Origin of the sequence: Paraburkholderia sp. IMGN_8 (assembly GCF_038050405.1) — a bacterium.
Taxonomy (GTDB): Bacteria; Pseudomonadota; Gammaproteobacteria; order Burkholderiales; family Burkholderiaceae; genus Paraburkholderia.
Genome location: NZ_CP150900.1, coordinates 2,708,349 through 2,722,844, shown reverse-complemented (window position 1 = coordinate 2,722,844; position 14,496 = coordinate 2,708,349). Strand labels below are relative to the sequence as shown.

The 14,496-nt window shown below is 62.2% G+C and carries 15 protein-coding genes; 12 read left to right on the top strand and 3 right to left on the bottom strand.

The window, feature by feature from the left end:
* The first annotated feature begins 41 nt into the window (after positions 1 to 41).
* Both WN982_RS12540 and WN982_RS12535 read left to right on the top strand, forming a co-directional pair.
* Positions 42 to 968 (top strand): CysB family HTH-type transcriptional regulator, encoded by a 927-nt coding sequence (locus tag WN982_RS12540; RefSeq protein ID WP_341312321.1) that lies wholly within the window; start codon positions 42 to 44, stop codon positions 966 to 968.
* Between the two features lie 112 nt (positions 969 to 1,080).
* On the top strand, positions 1,081 to 2,136 hold the full coding sequence (locus WN982_RS12535) for an asparaginase (protein ID WP_341312320.1): 1,056 nt from the start codon (positions 1,081 to 1,083) through the stop codon (positions 2,134 to 2,136).
* Positions 2,137 to 2,703: 567 nt separating this feature from the next.
* On the opposite strand, the gene WN982_RS12530 is transcribed toward WN982_RS12535, so the two are convergent.
* The 3 genes from WN982_RS12530 to gcl all read right to left on the bottom strand — a co-directional run bounded on the left by WN982_RS12530 (position 2,704) and on the right by gcl (position 6,371).
* Positions 2,704 to 3,612 (bottom strand): 2-hydroxy-3-oxopropionate reductase, encoded by a 909-nt coding sequence (locus tag WN982_RS12530; RefSeq protein ID WP_341312319.1) that lies wholly within the window; start codon positions 3,610 to 3,612, stop codon positions 2,704 to 2,706.
* Between the two features lie 71 nt (positions 3,613 to 3,683).
* Positions 3,684 to 4,493, bottom strand: a complete 810-nt coding sequence (hyi, locus tag WN982_RS12525; RefSeq protein ID WP_341312318.1) for a hydroxypyruvate isomerase — start codon at positions 4,491 to 4,493, stop codon at positions 3,684 to 3,686.
* Between the two features lie 99 nt (positions 4,494 to 4,592).
* Entirely contained in the window at positions 4,593 to 6,371 is a 1,779-nt protein-coding gene (gcl, locus tag WN982_RS12520) for a glyoxylate carboligase (protein ID WP_341312317.1), read from the bottom strand.
* A 332-nt stretch (positions 6,372 to 6,703) separates the two neighbouring features.
* On the opposite strand from gcl, the gene WN982_RS12515 reads away from it, so the two are divergent.
* The 10 genes from WN982_RS12515 to WN982_RS12470 all read left to right on the top strand — a co-directional run bounded on the left by WN982_RS12515 (position 6,704) and on the right by WN982_RS12470 (position 14,465).
* A complete protein-coding gene (locus WN982_RS12515; RefSeq protein ID WP_341312316.1) occupies positions 6,704 to 7,618 on the top strand; it encodes a LysR family transcriptional regulator in 915 nt (304 codons plus the stop codon).
* Positions 7,619 to 7,822: 204 nt separating this feature from the next.
* On the top strand, positions 7,823 to 8,542 hold the full coding sequence (locus WN982_RS12510) for an RNA polymerase sigma factor (protein ID WP_341312315.1): 720 nt from the start codon (positions 7,823 to 7,825) through the stop codon (positions 8,540 to 8,542).
* A complete protein-coding gene (locus WN982_RS12505; RefSeq protein ID WP_341312314.1) occupies positions 8,532 to 9,440 on the top strand; it encodes an anti-sigma factor in 909 nt (302 codons plus the stop codon). The genes WN982_RS12510 and WN982_RS12505 overlap by 11 nt, the downstream gene beginning before the upstream one ends.
* A 259-nt stretch (positions 9,441 to 9,699) precedes the next feature.
* The gene (rpsF, locus tag WN982_RS12500; protein WP_006048823.1) at positions 9,700 to 10,074 is read left to right on the top strand and encodes a 30S ribosomal protein S6; all 375 of its coding nucleotides are present in this window, start codon (positions 9,700 to 9,702) and stop codon (positions 10,072 to 10,074) included.
* Positions 10,075 to 10,124: 50 nt separating this feature from the next.
* Entirely contained in the window at positions 10,125 to 10,424 is a 300-nt protein-coding gene (priB, locus tag WN982_RS12495) for a primosomal replication protein N (RefSeq protein WP_341312313.1), read from the top strand.
* Between the two features lie 2 nt (positions 10,425 to 10,426).
* Positions 10,427 to 10,702 (top strand): 30S ribosomal protein S18, encoded by a 276-nt coding sequence (gene rpsR / locus WN982_RS12490; RefSeq protein ID WP_341312312.1) that lies wholly within the window; start codon positions 10,427 to 10,429, stop codon positions 10,700 to 10,702.
* A 27-nt stretch (positions 10,703 to 10,729) separates the two neighbouring features.
* Positions 10,730 to 11,182 carry a 50S ribosomal protein L9 gene (gene rplI, locus WN982_RS12485; protein ID WP_341312311.1) on the top strand — a complete coding sequence of 151 codons (453 nt, stop codon included), beginning with the start codon at positions 10,730 to 10,732 and terminating at the stop codon, positions 11,180 to 11,182.
* 147 nt (positions 11,183 to 11,329) lie between these two features.
* Positions 11,330 to 12,715 carry a replicative DNA helicase gene (locus WN982_RS12480; protein ID WP_341312310.1) on the top strand — a complete coding sequence of 462 codons (1,386 nt, stop codon included), beginning with the start codon at positions 11,330 to 11,332 and terminating at the stop codon, positions 12,713 to 12,715.
* A gap of 113 nt (positions 12,716 to 12,828) precedes the next feature.
* Positions 12,829 to 13,455 (top strand): DUF47 domain-containing protein, encoded by a 627-nt coding sequence (locus WN982_RS12475; protein WP_341312309.1) that lies wholly within the window; start codon positions 12,829 to 12,831, stop codon positions 13,453 to 13,455.
* Positions 13,455 to 14,465, top strand: a complete 1,011-nt coding sequence (locus WN982_RS12470) for an inorganic phosphate transporter (RefSeq protein WP_341312308.1) — start codon at positions 13,455 to 13,457, stop codon at positions 14,463 to 14,465. Before WN982_RS12475 ends, WN982_RS12470 begins: the two co-directional genes overlap by 1 nt.
* Positions 14,466 to 14,496 lie beyond the last annotated feature (31 nt).

The window sequence follows — 14,496 nt, the reverse complement described above, 5'->3', positions numbered from 1 at the left end:
CATTCAAATAACCTAACTCTGGCTGAACCGGAGACATACAAATGAACTTCCAGCAATTGCGCTTCGTGCGCGAAGCCGTGCGTCAGAACATGAATCTGACCGAGGTGGCGAACGTGTTGTACACGTCGCAGTCGGGCGTATCGAAACAGATCAAGGATCTCGAAGACGAACTCGGCGTCGATATTTTCATCCGGCGCGGCAAGCGTCTGACTGGGCTCACCGAGCCGGGCAAAGCGGTGCATCAACTGATCGAGCGGATGCTGCTCGACGCGGAAAATCTGCGCCGCGTCGCGCGCCAATACGCCGATCAGGACAGCGGCCACCTGGTCGTGGCGACGACGCACACACAGGCGCGTTACGCGCTGCCGAAGGTGATCCGCCAGTTCACCGAGGTGTTCCCGAAGGTTCATCTGGCGCTGCGCCAGGGCAGTCCGCAGCAGATCGCGCAGATGATTATCAACGGCGAAGCGGACATCGGCATTTCGACCGAAGCGCTCGACCGCTTCCCGGATATCGTCACGTTCCCGTGCTATTCATGGCATCACATCGTGGTTGTGCCGAAAGGCCATCCGCTGGTGGGGCGGCCTAATCTGACACTCGACGAGATCGCTGAATTCCCAATCGTCACGTACGACCAGGACTTCACGGGCCGCTCGCACATCGACCAGGCGTTCGCGAAAGCGGGCGCGTTGCCGGACGTGGTGCTGACCGCCATCGACGCGGACGTGATCAAGACCTATGTCGAACTCGGCATGGGGATCGGCGTGGTCGCGGCGATGGCCTACGATCCGAAGCGCGACACGGAGCTGGTCGCGCTGGATACGCAGCATCTGTTCGAAGCGAGCACGACACGGGTTGGGTTGCGCAAGGGCGCGTTCCTGCGCGCGTATGCGTACCGGCTGATCGAGATGTTCGCGCCGCAGTTGAACGAAGCGGAAATCGCCGCTCAGTTGCGCGAAGCGGTTTAATCGGTTTGACGGGGCGCGGGCCGCCGTGGCCCGCGCTGACCTGACATAAAAGGAACGGCAATGCGTTTTTAAACGCATTGCGGCGCGCGGCGCATCGCTTACAATCGCCGCCATGAATACTTTGACTTCCTCTTCCGCGACGCCTTCTGACGACGGCGCAACGCCGCCGCCGGCACCGCTGTTGCCTCGTATTGCCGTGCTGGCGACCGGCGGCACGATTGCCGGGGCGGCCGCGGACGCCACCAATACGTCCGGCTATCAGGCGGGCGTGGTCGGCGTCGATCAACTGCTGGCCGTGGTGCCGGCCTTGTCCACCGTCGCGCGGATTCAAGCCGAGCAGATTGCCAGCGTCGACAGCAAAGACATGGCGATGCCGCTATGGACCACGCTCGCGCAACGCGTCAACACGCTGCTGGCGTCCGACGAAATCGACGGCGTGGTGATCACGCACGGCACCGATACGCTCGAAGAAACCGCGTACCTGCTGCATCTGACGATCAAGTCCGCCAAGCCGGTCGTGTTGACCGCGGCGATGCGCCCGGCCTCGGCGCTTTCCGCCGATGGCCCGCTGAATCTGCTCAATGCCGTGACGGTCGCGGCGAATGAAGCGTCACGCGGGCAGGGCGTGCTGGTCGCGTTCAACAACCGGATCCACAGCGCTCGCGATGTGGTCAAGACGAGCACCTACGCCGTCGATGCATTCCAGTCGCCCGAAATCGGCGCGCTCGGCTGGGTGCAGGACGGCCGGGTTGAATTCCAGCGCGGCGTGGTGCGCCCGCATACGGTCGCGACCGAATTCGTGATCGGCGCGAAGTGGCCGCATGTGGAGATTGTCGCGAGCTATGCGGGCGTATCGCGGATCGCCGTGGATGCGCTGGTCGCCGCCGGCGTGCGTGGCATCGTGGTGGCGGGCACGGGTAACGGCTCGATTCACGCGACGATGGCGCAGGCGTTGGCCGACGCGGCCTCGCAAGGGGTCGCGGTAGTGCGTTCGTCGAGAGTGGGTTCCGGGCATGTGATGCACAACGGCGCCGCCGCGGATGATGCGCTGGGTTTCGTCAGCGCGGGGTCGCTGAACCCGTACAAGGCGCGCGTGCTGCTGATGCTGGCGCTGGCGGCGGGCGGCACGGGAGCGGTGGCGTTGCAGAAGGTGTTCGATACGTATTGAAGCGGCGCCGGCTACGTCGCGCGCGTAGAGGTTGACTGAAAACGCGGCGCTCAAGGCATCTGCCCTGAGCGCCGCGTTGTCGTTTCGGCGTACGGTGATTGGGTTATATAGGGTTATTGATCAGCACCTGACCCGGATTTTTAAGGTCGGAGAAGGGTGCAAGAACGTGCAGGCAAGCGGCGTCAATAAAACAGCCGCTGCGAGAAATTGGCGAGAAATGCCTGTACATGAAATCCGACAGCAGGACACCCGACGACGACGTCTGACCGACCAAGGCTTCCCCGGCGCCGCCGGGTGCCGCTGCGGACCCCACTTGCCGCTCTCAGCCCAGAGCGGCACGATTTGCCCGCTCCGCCGCACATGCCGCACGACGGACCGGGCGCCCCACCTGCGGTTGCCGTGACGATGACGATGCAACGATCACGGCAACCTGTGTGACTGCGTCATGTTGTTTTTATGTGCTGCGTTTGACGCTCGCTGCATACTCCCTGATTGACCTGTCGCGGTTCGCTCCGATACGGCGGGTCACGTGTGTGACCCGTGCAACCGGCCTCTGCGGGAAATACGTCAGGCAGCCTTTGCTTCGCTATCCGGCGTTTGCGCGACTTCGTAGTTCGCCATGATTTCCAGCGCGCGCACCATCGCCGAGTGATCCCATGCTTTGCCGCCATTCGCCGCGCACACGCTGAACAGTTGCTGTGCACTCGCCGTATGCGGCAGGGCGATGCCCAGCTTGCGCGCGCCGTCGAGTGCGAGGTTCAGATCCTTCTGATGCAGTTCGATGCGGAAGCCCGGATCGAACTTGCGCTTGGTCATGCGCTCGCCGTGCACTTCGAGAATCCGCGACGAAGCGAAGCCACCCATCAGCGCTTTGCGAACCCGCTCCGGATCGGCGCCCGAGCGCGATGCGAAGAGTAGCGCTTCGGCCACGGCTTCGATGTTCAGCGCGACGATGATCTGGTTCGCGACCTTGCAGGTTTGACCCGCGCCGTTGTCGCCGATTAGCGAGATGTTCTTGCCCATCAGTTCGAACAGCGGCAAGGCCCGCGCGAATGCTTTTTCCGGGCCGCCGACCATGATCGTCAGCGACGCTTCACGCGCACCGACTTCGCCGCCGGACACCGGCGCGTCGAGGTAATCGGCGCCGAGCGCGTTGATCTTTTTCGCGAAGGCCTGCGTATCGAGCGGCGAGATCGAGCTCATGTCGATCACCAGCTTGCCTTGCGTGAGGCCGGCGGCGACGCCGTCGTCGGCGAACAGCACGTTGGCGACGTCAGGCGTGTCCGGCACCATGATGATGACAATGTCGGCGGCCTGTGCGACAGCGGTCGAATTAGCGACCACGCTGGTCGTCTTGCTCAGATCTTCCGGCACCGGGTACGCACCGGTCACGAACAGCGAGTGACCGCCCTTGATGAGGTTGCGCGCCATGTGCGCGCCCATGATGCCGAGGCCGATAAAACCGATCTTTGCCATGTTTCTGAATCTCCAGTGTAGTTTGGGGTCCCCCAGGGGGACTTCCTTCGGGGCGTGACGTGCCTGATGAATCAGGCGGCGGCGTGGGCTGCGCCGCGTGTTTGCCCGGCCACGCTCTGTACCCAGCCGAGGCCGGCTGTGGTGGTGGTGCGCGGCTTGTATTCGCAACCGACGTAACCGTCGTAGCCGAGCGAGTCGAGCAGGTCGAACAGGAACGGGTAGTTGATTTCGCCGGTGCCCGGCTCGTTGCGGCCCGGGTTGTCGGCGAGCTGGATGTGCGCGATCTGCGGCAGGTTTTTCTTGATCGTCGCCGCGAGTTCGCCTTCCATCCGTTGCATGTGATAGATGTCGTATTGCAGGAACAGATTGTCCGAGCCGACTGCGCGAATCACGTCGAGGCCTTCGCCCGAACGGTTCAGCGCGAAGCCCGGGATGTCGTACGAATTGCACGGCTCGACCAGCAGCTTGATGCCGGCCTTCTTCAGTTCGCCCGCGGCGAAGCGCAGGTTATCGACGATCGTCGAGCGCGCCTTGTCCGCATCGACGCCCGCAGTCGGAATGCCGACGAGGCAGTTCAGTTGCGGCACCTTCAAAGCCTGCGCGTATTCGATCGCGCGGCCGACGCCTTCCTGGAACTCGCTCACGCGATCCGGCAGGCACGCGATGCCGCGTTCGCCCGCTTCCCAGTTGCCTGCGGGCAGGTTGTGCAGCACGAGCTTCAGGCGGTTCTGTTGCAGACGCTCGCTCAGTTCGGCGATCTGATACGGATACGGAAACAGGAATTCGACGGCGTTGAAACCCGCGTCCGCGGCTGCCTGAAAGCGGTCGAGGAACGGGACTTCATTGAACAGCATGGTTAGGTTCGCTGCAAATTTCGGCATGGCGCGTAGATCTCGCTGGTCGGTCAGTGGAATAACTTCACGAGGCGGCCCGGTTGCTCATTGATGCCGGACCGCTCACGTGATGCAAAGGCAGGAAACTCAGTCGAGCATGCTGATGATGGCGGTCGGCGCATCTGCGTGCTTTTCGGCCAGCTCTTCGAACTCGTTGATCGCGTCGATCTCGGTGCCCATCGAAATGTTGGTCACGCGTTCGAGAATTACTTCGACGATCACCGGCACGTTGAACTCGGACAGCATCGATTGCGCTTTCAGCAGCGCGGGCTTCAGTTCTTCCGGCTTGAACACGCGGATCGCCTTGCAACCCAGGCCTTCAGCAACAGCCACGTGATCCACACCGTAACCGTTCGTTTCCGGCGAGTTGATGTTCTCGAAGCCGAGCTGCACGCAGAAGTCCATGTCGAACGCGCGCTGTGCCTGGCGGATCAGGCCGAGGTACGAGTTGTTCACCACCACATGCACGTACGGCAGCTTGAATTGCGCGCCGACGGCCAGTTCTTCGATCATGAACTGGAAGTCGTAGTCGCCCGACAGCGCGACGATCGGACGTTGCGGATCAGCCGCGCGCACGCCGAGCGCCGCCGGAATCGTCCAGCCGAGCGGGCCTGCCTGGCCGCAGTTGATCCAGTTGCGCGCCTTGTAGACGTGCAGGAATTGCGCGCCGGCGATCTGCGACAAACCGATCGTGCTCACGTAGCAGGTATCGCGGCCGAACACTTTGTTCATCTCTTCGTACACGCGCTGCGGCTTCATCGGCACGTTGTCGAAGTGCGTCTTGCGATGCATCGTGCGCTTGCGTTGTTGGCAGTCTTCGGCCCATGCGCTGCGGTCCTTCAGCTTGCCGGCGGCCTTCCATTCCTTCGCCACTTCCACGAACAGTTCGAGCGCAGCCTTCGCGTCCGACACGATGCCCAGATCAGGACCGAACACGCGGCCGATCTGCGTCGGTTCGATATCGACGTGCACGAACTTGCGGCCCTTCGTGTACACCTCGACGCTGCCCGTGTGACGGTTCGCCCAGCGGTTGCCGATGCCGAGCACGAAGTCGGAGGCGAGCATCGTCGCGTTGCCGTAGCGGTGCGAGGTTTGCAGGCCGACCATGCCGGCCATCAGCGGATGGTCGTCGGGAATCGCGCCCCACGACATCAGCGTCGGGATCACCGGCACGCCGACGGTTTCGGCGAACGTCACCAGCAGGTCCTCAGCGGCTGCATTGAGCACGCCGCCACCGGAGACGATCAGCGGCTTGTCCGAATCGTTGAGCAGCGTCAGCGCGGCTTCGATCTGCTTGCGGGTCGCTTTCGGCTTGTAGACCGGCAGCGGTTCATAGGTGTCGATGTCGAACTCGATTTCGGCGAGCTGCACGTCGATCGGCAGGTCGACCAGCACCGGACCCGGACGGCCCGAGCGCATCAGGTGGAATGCCTGCTGGAACACGCGCGGCACCAGCGCGGGCTCGCGCACGGTGACGGCCCACTTGGTGACGGGCTTGGCGATCGATTCGATATCGACGGCCTGGAAGTCTTCCTTGTACAGACGCGCGCGCGGTGCCTGGCCCGTGATAGCCAGAATAGGAATCGAGTCGGCCTGAGCGGAGTACAAACCGGTGATCATGTCGGTGCCGGCGGGGCCCGACGTGCCGATACACACGCCGATGTTGCCCGGCTGAGCGCGCGTATAGCCTTCGGCCATGTGCGAAGCGCCTTCGACGTGACGCGCCAGCACGTGGCTGATGTTGCCTGCCTTGCGCATGGCCGAGTAGAACGGGTTGATTGCTGCGCCCGGAACGCCGAATGCGGTGTCGATGCCTTCTTTTTCGAGCACCAGCACGGCTGCGTCGACGGCTCTCATCTTGGCCATGAATGTCTCCTGAATGTCTGGGGATGTGCGAACTAAGGGTGTTCATCGCACTTTAGGCCCGACCTAAAGGTTTGATAAGATCAGTCCAGGTCGCTTTTTTCGAAACAAAAAGTATGGAATGCCGGGCATAGCGACATGCGCCGGAATTGCCGGCGAGACTGGCAGCAACGATCTTGCATGGGACCGGAGTAAGTGCTTTGCATGGGACCAGAGTAACGCGCTATGGGGCTGGAGTAAGCGCTAAAGCGCTAACTCCAGCCGACACGCGAACTCTGGCCGACAGCTAAAGCGCTAACTCCGGTCGACAGCTTTGCATGGGACCGGAGACGAACATGGACCGCTTCAAACAGATCGAAACCTTTGTACGCGTCGCGGACGCGGGCAGCCTCGCTGCTGCCGCGCTGGAAGAGGGCGTGTCGCCGGTGATTCTCGGGCGCCGCATCGACGCCCTGGAAAAGCGCCTGGGCGTAAAGCTGATGTACCGTTCGACGCGGCGGCTGGTTGTCAGCGAAGACGGCGCGGCGTTCCTCGAGCGTTGCCGCGGTCTGCTCACCGAATGGGATCAGGCGGAAAACGAGCTGAGCGCCGGACGGCGCGCGGTGAACGGCCATCTGATCGTGTCGGCGCCGGCCGCGTTCGGGCGCAAGCACGTCGCGCCGCTCGCGCCGGCCTTTCTCGCCGACAAGCCGGAATTGCAGGTGTCGTTCAATCTGACCGACCGGGTGGTGGATCTGGTGCGCGAGGGCTACGACCTGTCGATCCGGATCGGCGGCGCGGTCGATCCGAATTTCGTCGCGGTGAAGCTGGCCTCGAACCGGCGCGTGGTGTGCGGCACGCCGGAATACTTCCGCAAGTACGGCAAGCCGAAAACGCTCGAAGACCTGCCGCGCCACAACTGCCTCGCGTTCAATCTGCAAGGCGGCCAGAACCGCGGCTGGTACTTCCGCCGCAACGGCAAGCTGGCGACGGTGCGCGTGGGCGGCACGCTCGATTGCAACGACGGCGAGCTGCTGCATCGCTGGGTCTCCGAGGGGCTCGGCCTCGGCTGGCGTTCTACGTGGGAAATCCACCAGCAACTGGGGCGCGGCGAACTCGAAACCGTGCTCGACGAGTTCGCGCTGCCCGATTACGACATTCTCGCGGTGTATCCGCAGCAGCGTTATGTGCCGGCCAAGGTGCGCTACTTCATCGACTATCTGAAAGAGGTGTACGCCGACGAGGATTACTGGAACCGCGCAACTTACTAGCTACTAGCGCGGGCCGCTCGTGCCTGCCTTTCGCGCAGACCGCCCGGATTGTGCCGCTCATCGTTGAGTGCCGCGGTTCATGATTCGCGGTCTTTCCTGCCTTTTTGCGGATTCCATACGGCGGCGGGAATAAACTCGGCCTGCGGACAGTCATCTTGTGAAGACGAGTCACGCAGCGTAGCCGCAATGCCCTGGAGGGCCGAGGTGGGTGAAACCGATTCAAATGACGCTGGCGCGCACGTCAATGCCGATGCGGACGCAGCGCGTAGCCGTCGTTTTCAGCAACTGGCGCTGCCGCACCTCGACGCCGCGTACAACCTTGCGCGCTGGTTGTGCGGCAACGCCAACGATGCCGACGACGTCGTGCAGGAAGCATTCATGCGCGCGTTCCGTTTCTTCGACACATTCCGCGGCGATTCGGCCAGGCCCTGGCTGATGGCGATCGTACGCCGCACCTGGTACACGGAGTGGCGGCGGCGCGCGTCATCGCACGAGGTGGTCGAATTCGACGACACCATGGACGACGCCACCTTCGAGGGCTGGAGCGCGGGCGGCGCCGATCCGCAAACGCTGCTGATCCGCGACGAGGACGTGAAGCGTGTGCACGAGGCGCTCGCGCAGTTGCCTGTCGAGTACCGCGAGGTGCTGATTCTGCGCGAGCTGGAAGAGATGGGTTATCGGGAAATCGCGATGGTGGCCGACGTGCCGATCGGCACGGTGATGTCGAGACTCGCGCGAGGCCGCCGCAAACTGGCCGCGCTGTTGACGGCCAACGAAGGAGGGGGGCCGCCGCGCGCCACGATGTCTTCAGCATGCGCGGGGCCGACGGCTTCCATCACACCGCTGCGGGCGGCCTCCAATGGCAGGCCACCTAACAATACCGGCGCAGCCGGCCTCACTCAGGAGACGCCAGATGGACTGTAAAGAAGCGCGGCCGCTCCTCGATGCGAGCGCCGACCGGGAATTGCCTGCGCCGGAGGCGCTGCGCGTCCAGCAGCATATCGATAGTTGCGATGCCTGCCGGAGCGAAAGCGAAAGCCTGCATGCGCTGAAGCGGTCGCTGCGCGCGGCGCCGTATCACCGGGCGCCGGACGGGCTGCGTGCGCGGATCGTCGAGTCGCTGCCGCCGACTGGCGAAGCCGTGTCAGTGCCCGCAACCCGTCAGCCGCCGCCACGCAAGCGGCACTGGCTTGGCTGGCTCGACGGCTGGCGTGGTCCGCAGGGCGGCTTTGGCGGGGCGAGCGGCGCTGCCAGGGCGAGCAGACTCATCGGGCAAGGCTGGCTGGCGGCGCTGGTCGTCGCATTGGGTGCGGTGGCTGTGGGCGTCACGCTGAACCTGCACCGTGCGGCGGATGTCGCGCCATTCACCGACGAACTGGTCGAGAGCCACGTCAGGGCGCAATTGTCCGGCCATGACATCGACGTGATTTCGACGGATCGGCATACGGTGAAGCCGTGGTTCAACGGCCGGCTCGACTATTCGCCGCCAGTCGAAGACCTGGCCGCGAACGGCTTCGCGCTGGAAGGCGGGCGGCTGGATTACCTCGCGCACCAGCGGGTGGCGGTGCTGGTGTACCGTTATCGCAAGCACGTGATCGACGTATATGTGTTTCCCGAGAACAGCGCGGCAGCCGCGGGGCTGCGCGTGAACGGCCCGGCTGCGCCGACGGTGTCCCGCGAAGGTTACTCGCTCGCGTACTGGAACGCCGAAGGCATGACCTGGTGGGCGATTACGGACGCCGCGCCCGACGCGTTGAGCGGCCTCGAAGCGGCGCTTAAGGCCCGCCTGCAAGGTGGCAGCGAGCGGACGGAGGGCGGTTGAGGCGGCCGATCGGACGGCGGCTGAGGTCGAGCCGACAGGGCCGCGCAAGGGGCTGGCAAGGGCCGGCAAGCGTGGGCCGGGGCTTCCGTCAACCCGTTCGAAGCCGCCTAAACCCTTGAAAACACACCCGATTCGCGCGCAAAACTAGCGGGATATCTTGCAACCCGGCCCCAATCGGGTTACACTCTTTGGCTTCTCACTTGCCACACCGGTTCCGACGCCCGGGTGGCTTTAATCCACAAGTCCACAAGGAGTGTGTATGCGTCATTATGAAATCGTCTTTATTGTGCACCCCGATCAGAGCGAGCAAGTGCCCGCCATGATCGAGCGTTACAAGAGCACGATCACGTCGCACGGTGGCCAGATCCACCGTATCGAGGACTGGGGCCGTCGCCAACTGGCCTACATGATCGAGAAACTCGCGAAGGCTCACTACGTCTGCATGAACATCGAATGCGACCAAACCACGCTCGACGAGCTGGAACACGCATTCAAGTTCAACGACGCTGTTCTGCGTCACCTGATCGTCAAGATGAAAAAGGCCGAAACCGGCCCGTCGCCGATGATGAAGGAAGTGCAGCGCGAAGAAGCCAAGAAGTCGGCTGCTACGCAACCGTCCGAAGCGCAGGCTTAAGACACATTATTTAAGCTACCAGATCAAGCGTCGCTCTCGCCAAAGGGTACATGAACCGGCTGCAACTTACGGCCAGCGTCGTCGAACGCGAACCGGTGCGGTATACCCCCGCCGGCGTTCCGATTGCAGGCTGCACGTTGCACCACCGCACGGAAGTCGTCGAAGCCGGCATTGCCCGGCAAGTCGAACTGACCATGCAGGCTGTAGCCGCAGGCGAGGCGAGCGGTAAGCTGGAAAGCTGTCAGATGGGCGTGGAAACGCTCTTCACAGGCTTTCTGGCAAAAAAGCACCGCAACGCAAGAACTCTGGTATTTCACATCACAGAATTGCAGGACATTGGAAAGGACTGAACATGCCCCGCCCGACTGGTAAGAAATTCGACAAGCGTCGTCAGCAACAAAATCCGCTCTTCAAGCGCAAGAAGTTCTGCCGTTTCACGGCCGCTGGCGTCGATCACATCGACTACAAAGACATCGAAACGCTGAAGGACTTCATCGGCGAAAACGGCAAGATCACGCCGGCGCGTCTTACGGGTACGAAGTCGCACTATCAACGCCAGCTGGATACGGCAATCAAGCGCGCACGTTTCCTCGCGCTGGTGCCGTACACCGACCAGCACAAGGCCTAACCCGACGACGCGATAAGGAGCATCCGAATGCAAATCATTCTTCTGGAAAAAGTCGTCAATCTGGGCAACCTGGGCGATATCGTGAAGGTCAAGGACGGTTACGCACGTAACTTCCTGATCCCGAACAAGCAAGCTCGCCGTGCAACGAAGGAAGCCCTGGCTGAATTCGAAGTTCGCCGCGCTGAACTCGAAAAGATCGCCGCTGAAAAGCTGGCCGGCGCTCAAGCTCAAGGCGAAAAGCTGGCAGGCTCGACGGTTCAGATCGGTCAGAAGGCTGGCGTCGACGGCCGTCTGTTCGGCTCGGTGACGAACGCCGACATCGCCGACGCACTGGTCAAGCAAGGTTTCGCAGTGGAAAAGGCGCAAGTGCGTCTGCCGGAAGGCCCGCTGAAGATCGTTGGCGACCACGCAGTTCAGATCTCGCTGCACACCGACGTCCTCGTCGATGTGACGGTGGCTGTGATCGGCGAACACGTCTAAGCATCAGGTAGCATCTGCCAGGACGTTGCTGGCAAAAGGCAGGGGCCGGGTGACCGGCCCCTGCCTTTTTTTGTGCCCGATTTTGGTATGCCTAACGAGAAGTTTTAGGTTTCCCTAAGCGCGCATTTACCCCGATAATTCCTCTCCATGAACGCACCGTCCAAAGATCCCCAACTCGAGTCGCTGAAAGTCCCGCCGCATTCGATCGAGGCCGAGCAATCGGTGCTGGGCGGCCTGCTGCTCGACAACGCGGCCTGGGACCGCATCGCCGACTTCCTGTCGCAGAGCGATTTTTACCGCTACGACCACCGGATCATCTTCGAGCACATCGGCAAGCTGATCGCGGCCACGCGTCCGGCCGACGTGATTACCGTCTACGAGGCGCTTGGCACCTCGGGCAAAGCGGAAGAGGTCGGCGGTCTTGCGTACCTGAACGCGCTGGCGCAGAACACGCCGAGCGCGGCCAATATCCGCCGCTATGCGGAAATCGTGCGCGATCGTGCGGTGTTGCGCCGTCTCGTGTCGGTGGCTGACGAAATCTCCGCTGACGCATTCAATCCGCAAGGCAAGGAAGTTCGCCAGTTGCTGGACGAGGCCGAATCGAAGGTGTTTTCGATTGCCGAAGACGGCGCGCGCGGCACTCAGGGCTTTCTCGAAATCGGGCCGCTGCTGACGGAAGTGGTCGAGCGGATCGACACGCTGTATCACACCGCCAATCCGAGCGACGTGACCGGCACGCCGACGGGCTTTGTCGATCTGGACCGGATGACCTCCGGCATGCACGGCGGCGAGCTGATCATCGTCGCGGGTCGTCCGTCGATGGGTAAAACGGCGTTTTCGATGAACATCGGCGAATACGTCGCGGTCGAGTACGGTCTGCCGGTCGCCGTGTTTTCGATGGAAATGCCGGGCACGCAACTCACGATGCGTATGCTCGGCTCGGTCGGCCGGCTCGATCAGCACCGGATGCGAACCGGGCGTCTGACCGACGAGGATTGGCCGAAGCTTACGCACGCGGTGCAGAAAATGAGCGAGGCACAGATTTTCATCGACGAAACCGGCGGCCTGAACCCGATGGAATTGCGCTCGCGCGCGCGCCGGCTGTCGCGCCAGTGCGGCAAGCTGGGCCTGATCATCATCGACTATTTGCAGCTGATGAGCGGTTCGTCGTCGGGTGAAAACCGCGCGACCGAAATCTCGGAAATCTCGCGTTCGCTGAAGAGTCTTGCAAAAGAACTCGATGTGCCGGTGATCGCATTGTCGCAGCTGAACCGTGGTCTGGAGCAGCGCCCGAACAAGCGGCCGATCATGTCGGACCTGCGCGAATCCGGTGCTATCGAGCAGGATGCTGACGTGATCCTGTTCATTTACCGCGACGAGGTCTATAACCCGGACAGTCCGGACAAGGGCACGGCGGAAATCATCATCGGTAAGCAGCGGAATGGTCCGATCGGACCGGTTCGGCTCACGTTCCACGGCCAATTCACGAAGTTCGACAACTTTGCTGGCGCGCAGAATTTCTACAGCGAGTAAAGCGATAAGTGGTGCGCTTGTTGTAACGACGCTTTCAAAAATGCGACATCGATCTCGGAACGGTACAATGTGGCGCTTTTATGTCAGCCACATGACCAATTTCCGGGATCCCAATGTTCGGTCGTTTCATGCCCACCGAGGGCAAGTTCTTTGAAATTTTCAATGCGCACGCAAAGTGCATCGTCTCGGCGAGCCACGAACTCGAGCTGCTGATCGACAATCTGCAAGACGCAGAAACCCATAAGCAAAACGTGCAAAAGGCCGAAAAGGCCGCTGACAAGCTTACGCACGAAGCCATCGACCTGCTGCACAAGACGTTCATCACGCCGCTCGACCGTGACGAGATCCACAAGCTGATCACCACGATGGACGACATTCTCGACCTGATGGAGGACGTCGCCACCGCTATTTCACTGTACGACGTGCAGGCGGTGACCTCGGAAGCGAGCCAGTTGGCGCACATCTGCACGACCACCTCCGAGCGCGTGCAATACGCCGTCAGCCTGCTGTCGGACATGAAGCAGGCGAGCCAGATCCTGAAGGCCTGCGAGGACATCGACCGTCTGGAATCGGAAGCCGACCGCGTGCTGCGCTCGGCGATGTCGAAGCTGTTCCGCGAAGAAGACAACGTCAAGACGCTGATCAAGCTGAAAGCGATTTACGAACTGCTCGAAACGATCACCGACAAGTGTGAGGACGTAGCGAACATCATCGAAGGCATCGTGCTGGAAAACGCATAATGCAATCGATACAACTCGCTATCTGGGCGGTCGCCGCCCTGGTCGCCGTCGCACTGATTTTCGACTTCATGAACGGCTTCCACGACGCGGCGAATTCGATCGCCACGGTCGTGTCGACCGGCGTGCTGAAACCTCAGCAGGCCGTGGCGTTCGCGGCGGCATTCAACGTCGTCGCGTATTTCGTGTTCCATCTGAAAGTGGCGCAGACCGTCGGCAAGGGCACGATCGATCCGGGTATCGTCGACCACTACGTGATTTTCGGCGCGTTGGTCGGCGCGATCGGCTGGAACATCATCACGTGGCATTACGGCATTCCGTCCAGTTCGTCGCATGCGCTGATCGGCGGCCTGGTGGGCGCGGCGCTCGCCAAATCGGGCTGGGGCTCGCTCAATGTCGACGGCTTGATGAAGACGGTGGCTTTCATCTTCATCTCGCCGCTGCTCGGTTTCGTGCTCGGCTCGTTCTTCATGCTGGCTGTGTCGTGGATCTACTTTCGCACGCCACCGAGCAAGGTCGACCGGCGTTTCCGGCGCTTGCAATTGATCTCTGCAGGTTTGTATAGCCTCGGCCACGGCGGCAACGACGCGCAGAAAACCATCGGCATCATCTGGATGCTGCTGATCGCGACCGGCTATGCGTCGTCGATCGCGGATGCGCCGCCAATGTGGGTGATCGGCGGCTGTTATCTGTCGATGGGTATCGGTACGCTGTTCGGCGGCTGGCGGATCGTTCGCACGATGGGGCAGAAGATCACCAGGCTGAAGCCGGTTGGCGGTTTTTGCGCGGAGTCGGGCGGGGCGATCACGCTGTTTACCGCGTCGTGGCTCGGTATTCCGGTGTCCACCACGCATACGATCACCGGCGCGATTGTCGGGGTCGGCGCCACGCAGAAGCTGAGCGCGGTGCGCTGGGGCGTGGCCGGCAATATCGTCTGGGCGTGGATTCTGACGATTCCGGCCTCCGCGGCGCTCGCCGCGGCTGCCTGGTGGCTCGGCCACCGCTTCCTGTAAGCGTGGCAAGCACAGTCGTTCGCGCTATAAA

Bases quoted from the DNA above. Each gene is read 5' to 3' on its own strand.
- WN982_RS12540 (WP_341312321.1), top strand. From the start codon at position 42: ATGAACTTCCAGCAATTGCGCTTCGTGCGCGAAGCCGTGCGTCAGAAC.
- WN982_RS12535 (WP_341312320.1), top strand. From the start codon at position 1,081: ATGAATACTTTGACTTCCTCTTCCGCGACGCCTTCTGACGACGGCGCA.
- WN982_RS12530 (WP_341312319.1), bottom strand. From the start codon at position 3,612: ATGGCAAAGATCGGTTTTATCGGCCTCGGCATCATGGGCGCGCACATG.
- hyi (WP_341312318.1), bottom strand. From the start codon at position 4,493: ATGCCGAAATTTGCAGCGAACCTAACCATGCTGTTCAATGAAGTCCCG.
- gcl (WP_341312317.1), bottom strand. From the start codon at position 6,371: ATGGCCAAGATGAGAGCCGTCGACGCAGCCGTGCTGGTGCTCGAAAAA.
- WN982_RS12515 (WP_341312316.1), top strand. From the start codon at position 6,704: ATGGACCGCTTCAAACAGATCGAAACCTTTGTACGCGTCGCGGACGCG.
- WN982_RS12505 (WP_341312314.1), top strand. From the start codon at position 8,532: ATGGACTGTAAAGAAGCGCGGCCGCTCCTCGATGCGAGCGCCGACCGG.
- rpsF (WP_006048823.1), top strand. From the start codon at position 9,700: ATGCGTCATTATGAAATCGTCTTTATTGTGCACCCCGATCAGAGCGAG.
- priB (WP_341312313.1), top strand. From the start codon at position 10,125: ATGAACCGGCTGCAACTTACGGCCAGCGTCGTCGAACGCGAACCGGTG.
- rpsR (WP_341312312.1), top strand. From the start codon at position 10,427: ATGCCCCGCCCGACTGGTAAGAAATTCGACAAGCGTCGTCAGCAACAA.
- rplI (WP_341312311.1), top strand. From the start codon at position 10,730: ATGCAAATCATTCTTCTGGAAAAAGTCGTCAATCTGGGCAACCTGGGC.
- WN982_RS12480 (WP_341312310.1), top strand. From the start codon at position 11,330: ATGAACGCACCGTCCAAAGATCCCCAACTCGAGTCGCTGAAAGTCCCG.
- WN982_RS12475 (WP_341312309.1), top strand. From the start codon at position 12,829: ATGTTCGGTCGTTTCATGCCCACCGAGGGCAAGTTCTTTGAAATTTTC.
- WN982_RS12470 (WP_341312308.1), top strand. From the start codon at position 13,455: ATGCAATCGATACAACTCGCTATCTGGGCGGTCGCCGCCCTGGTCGCC.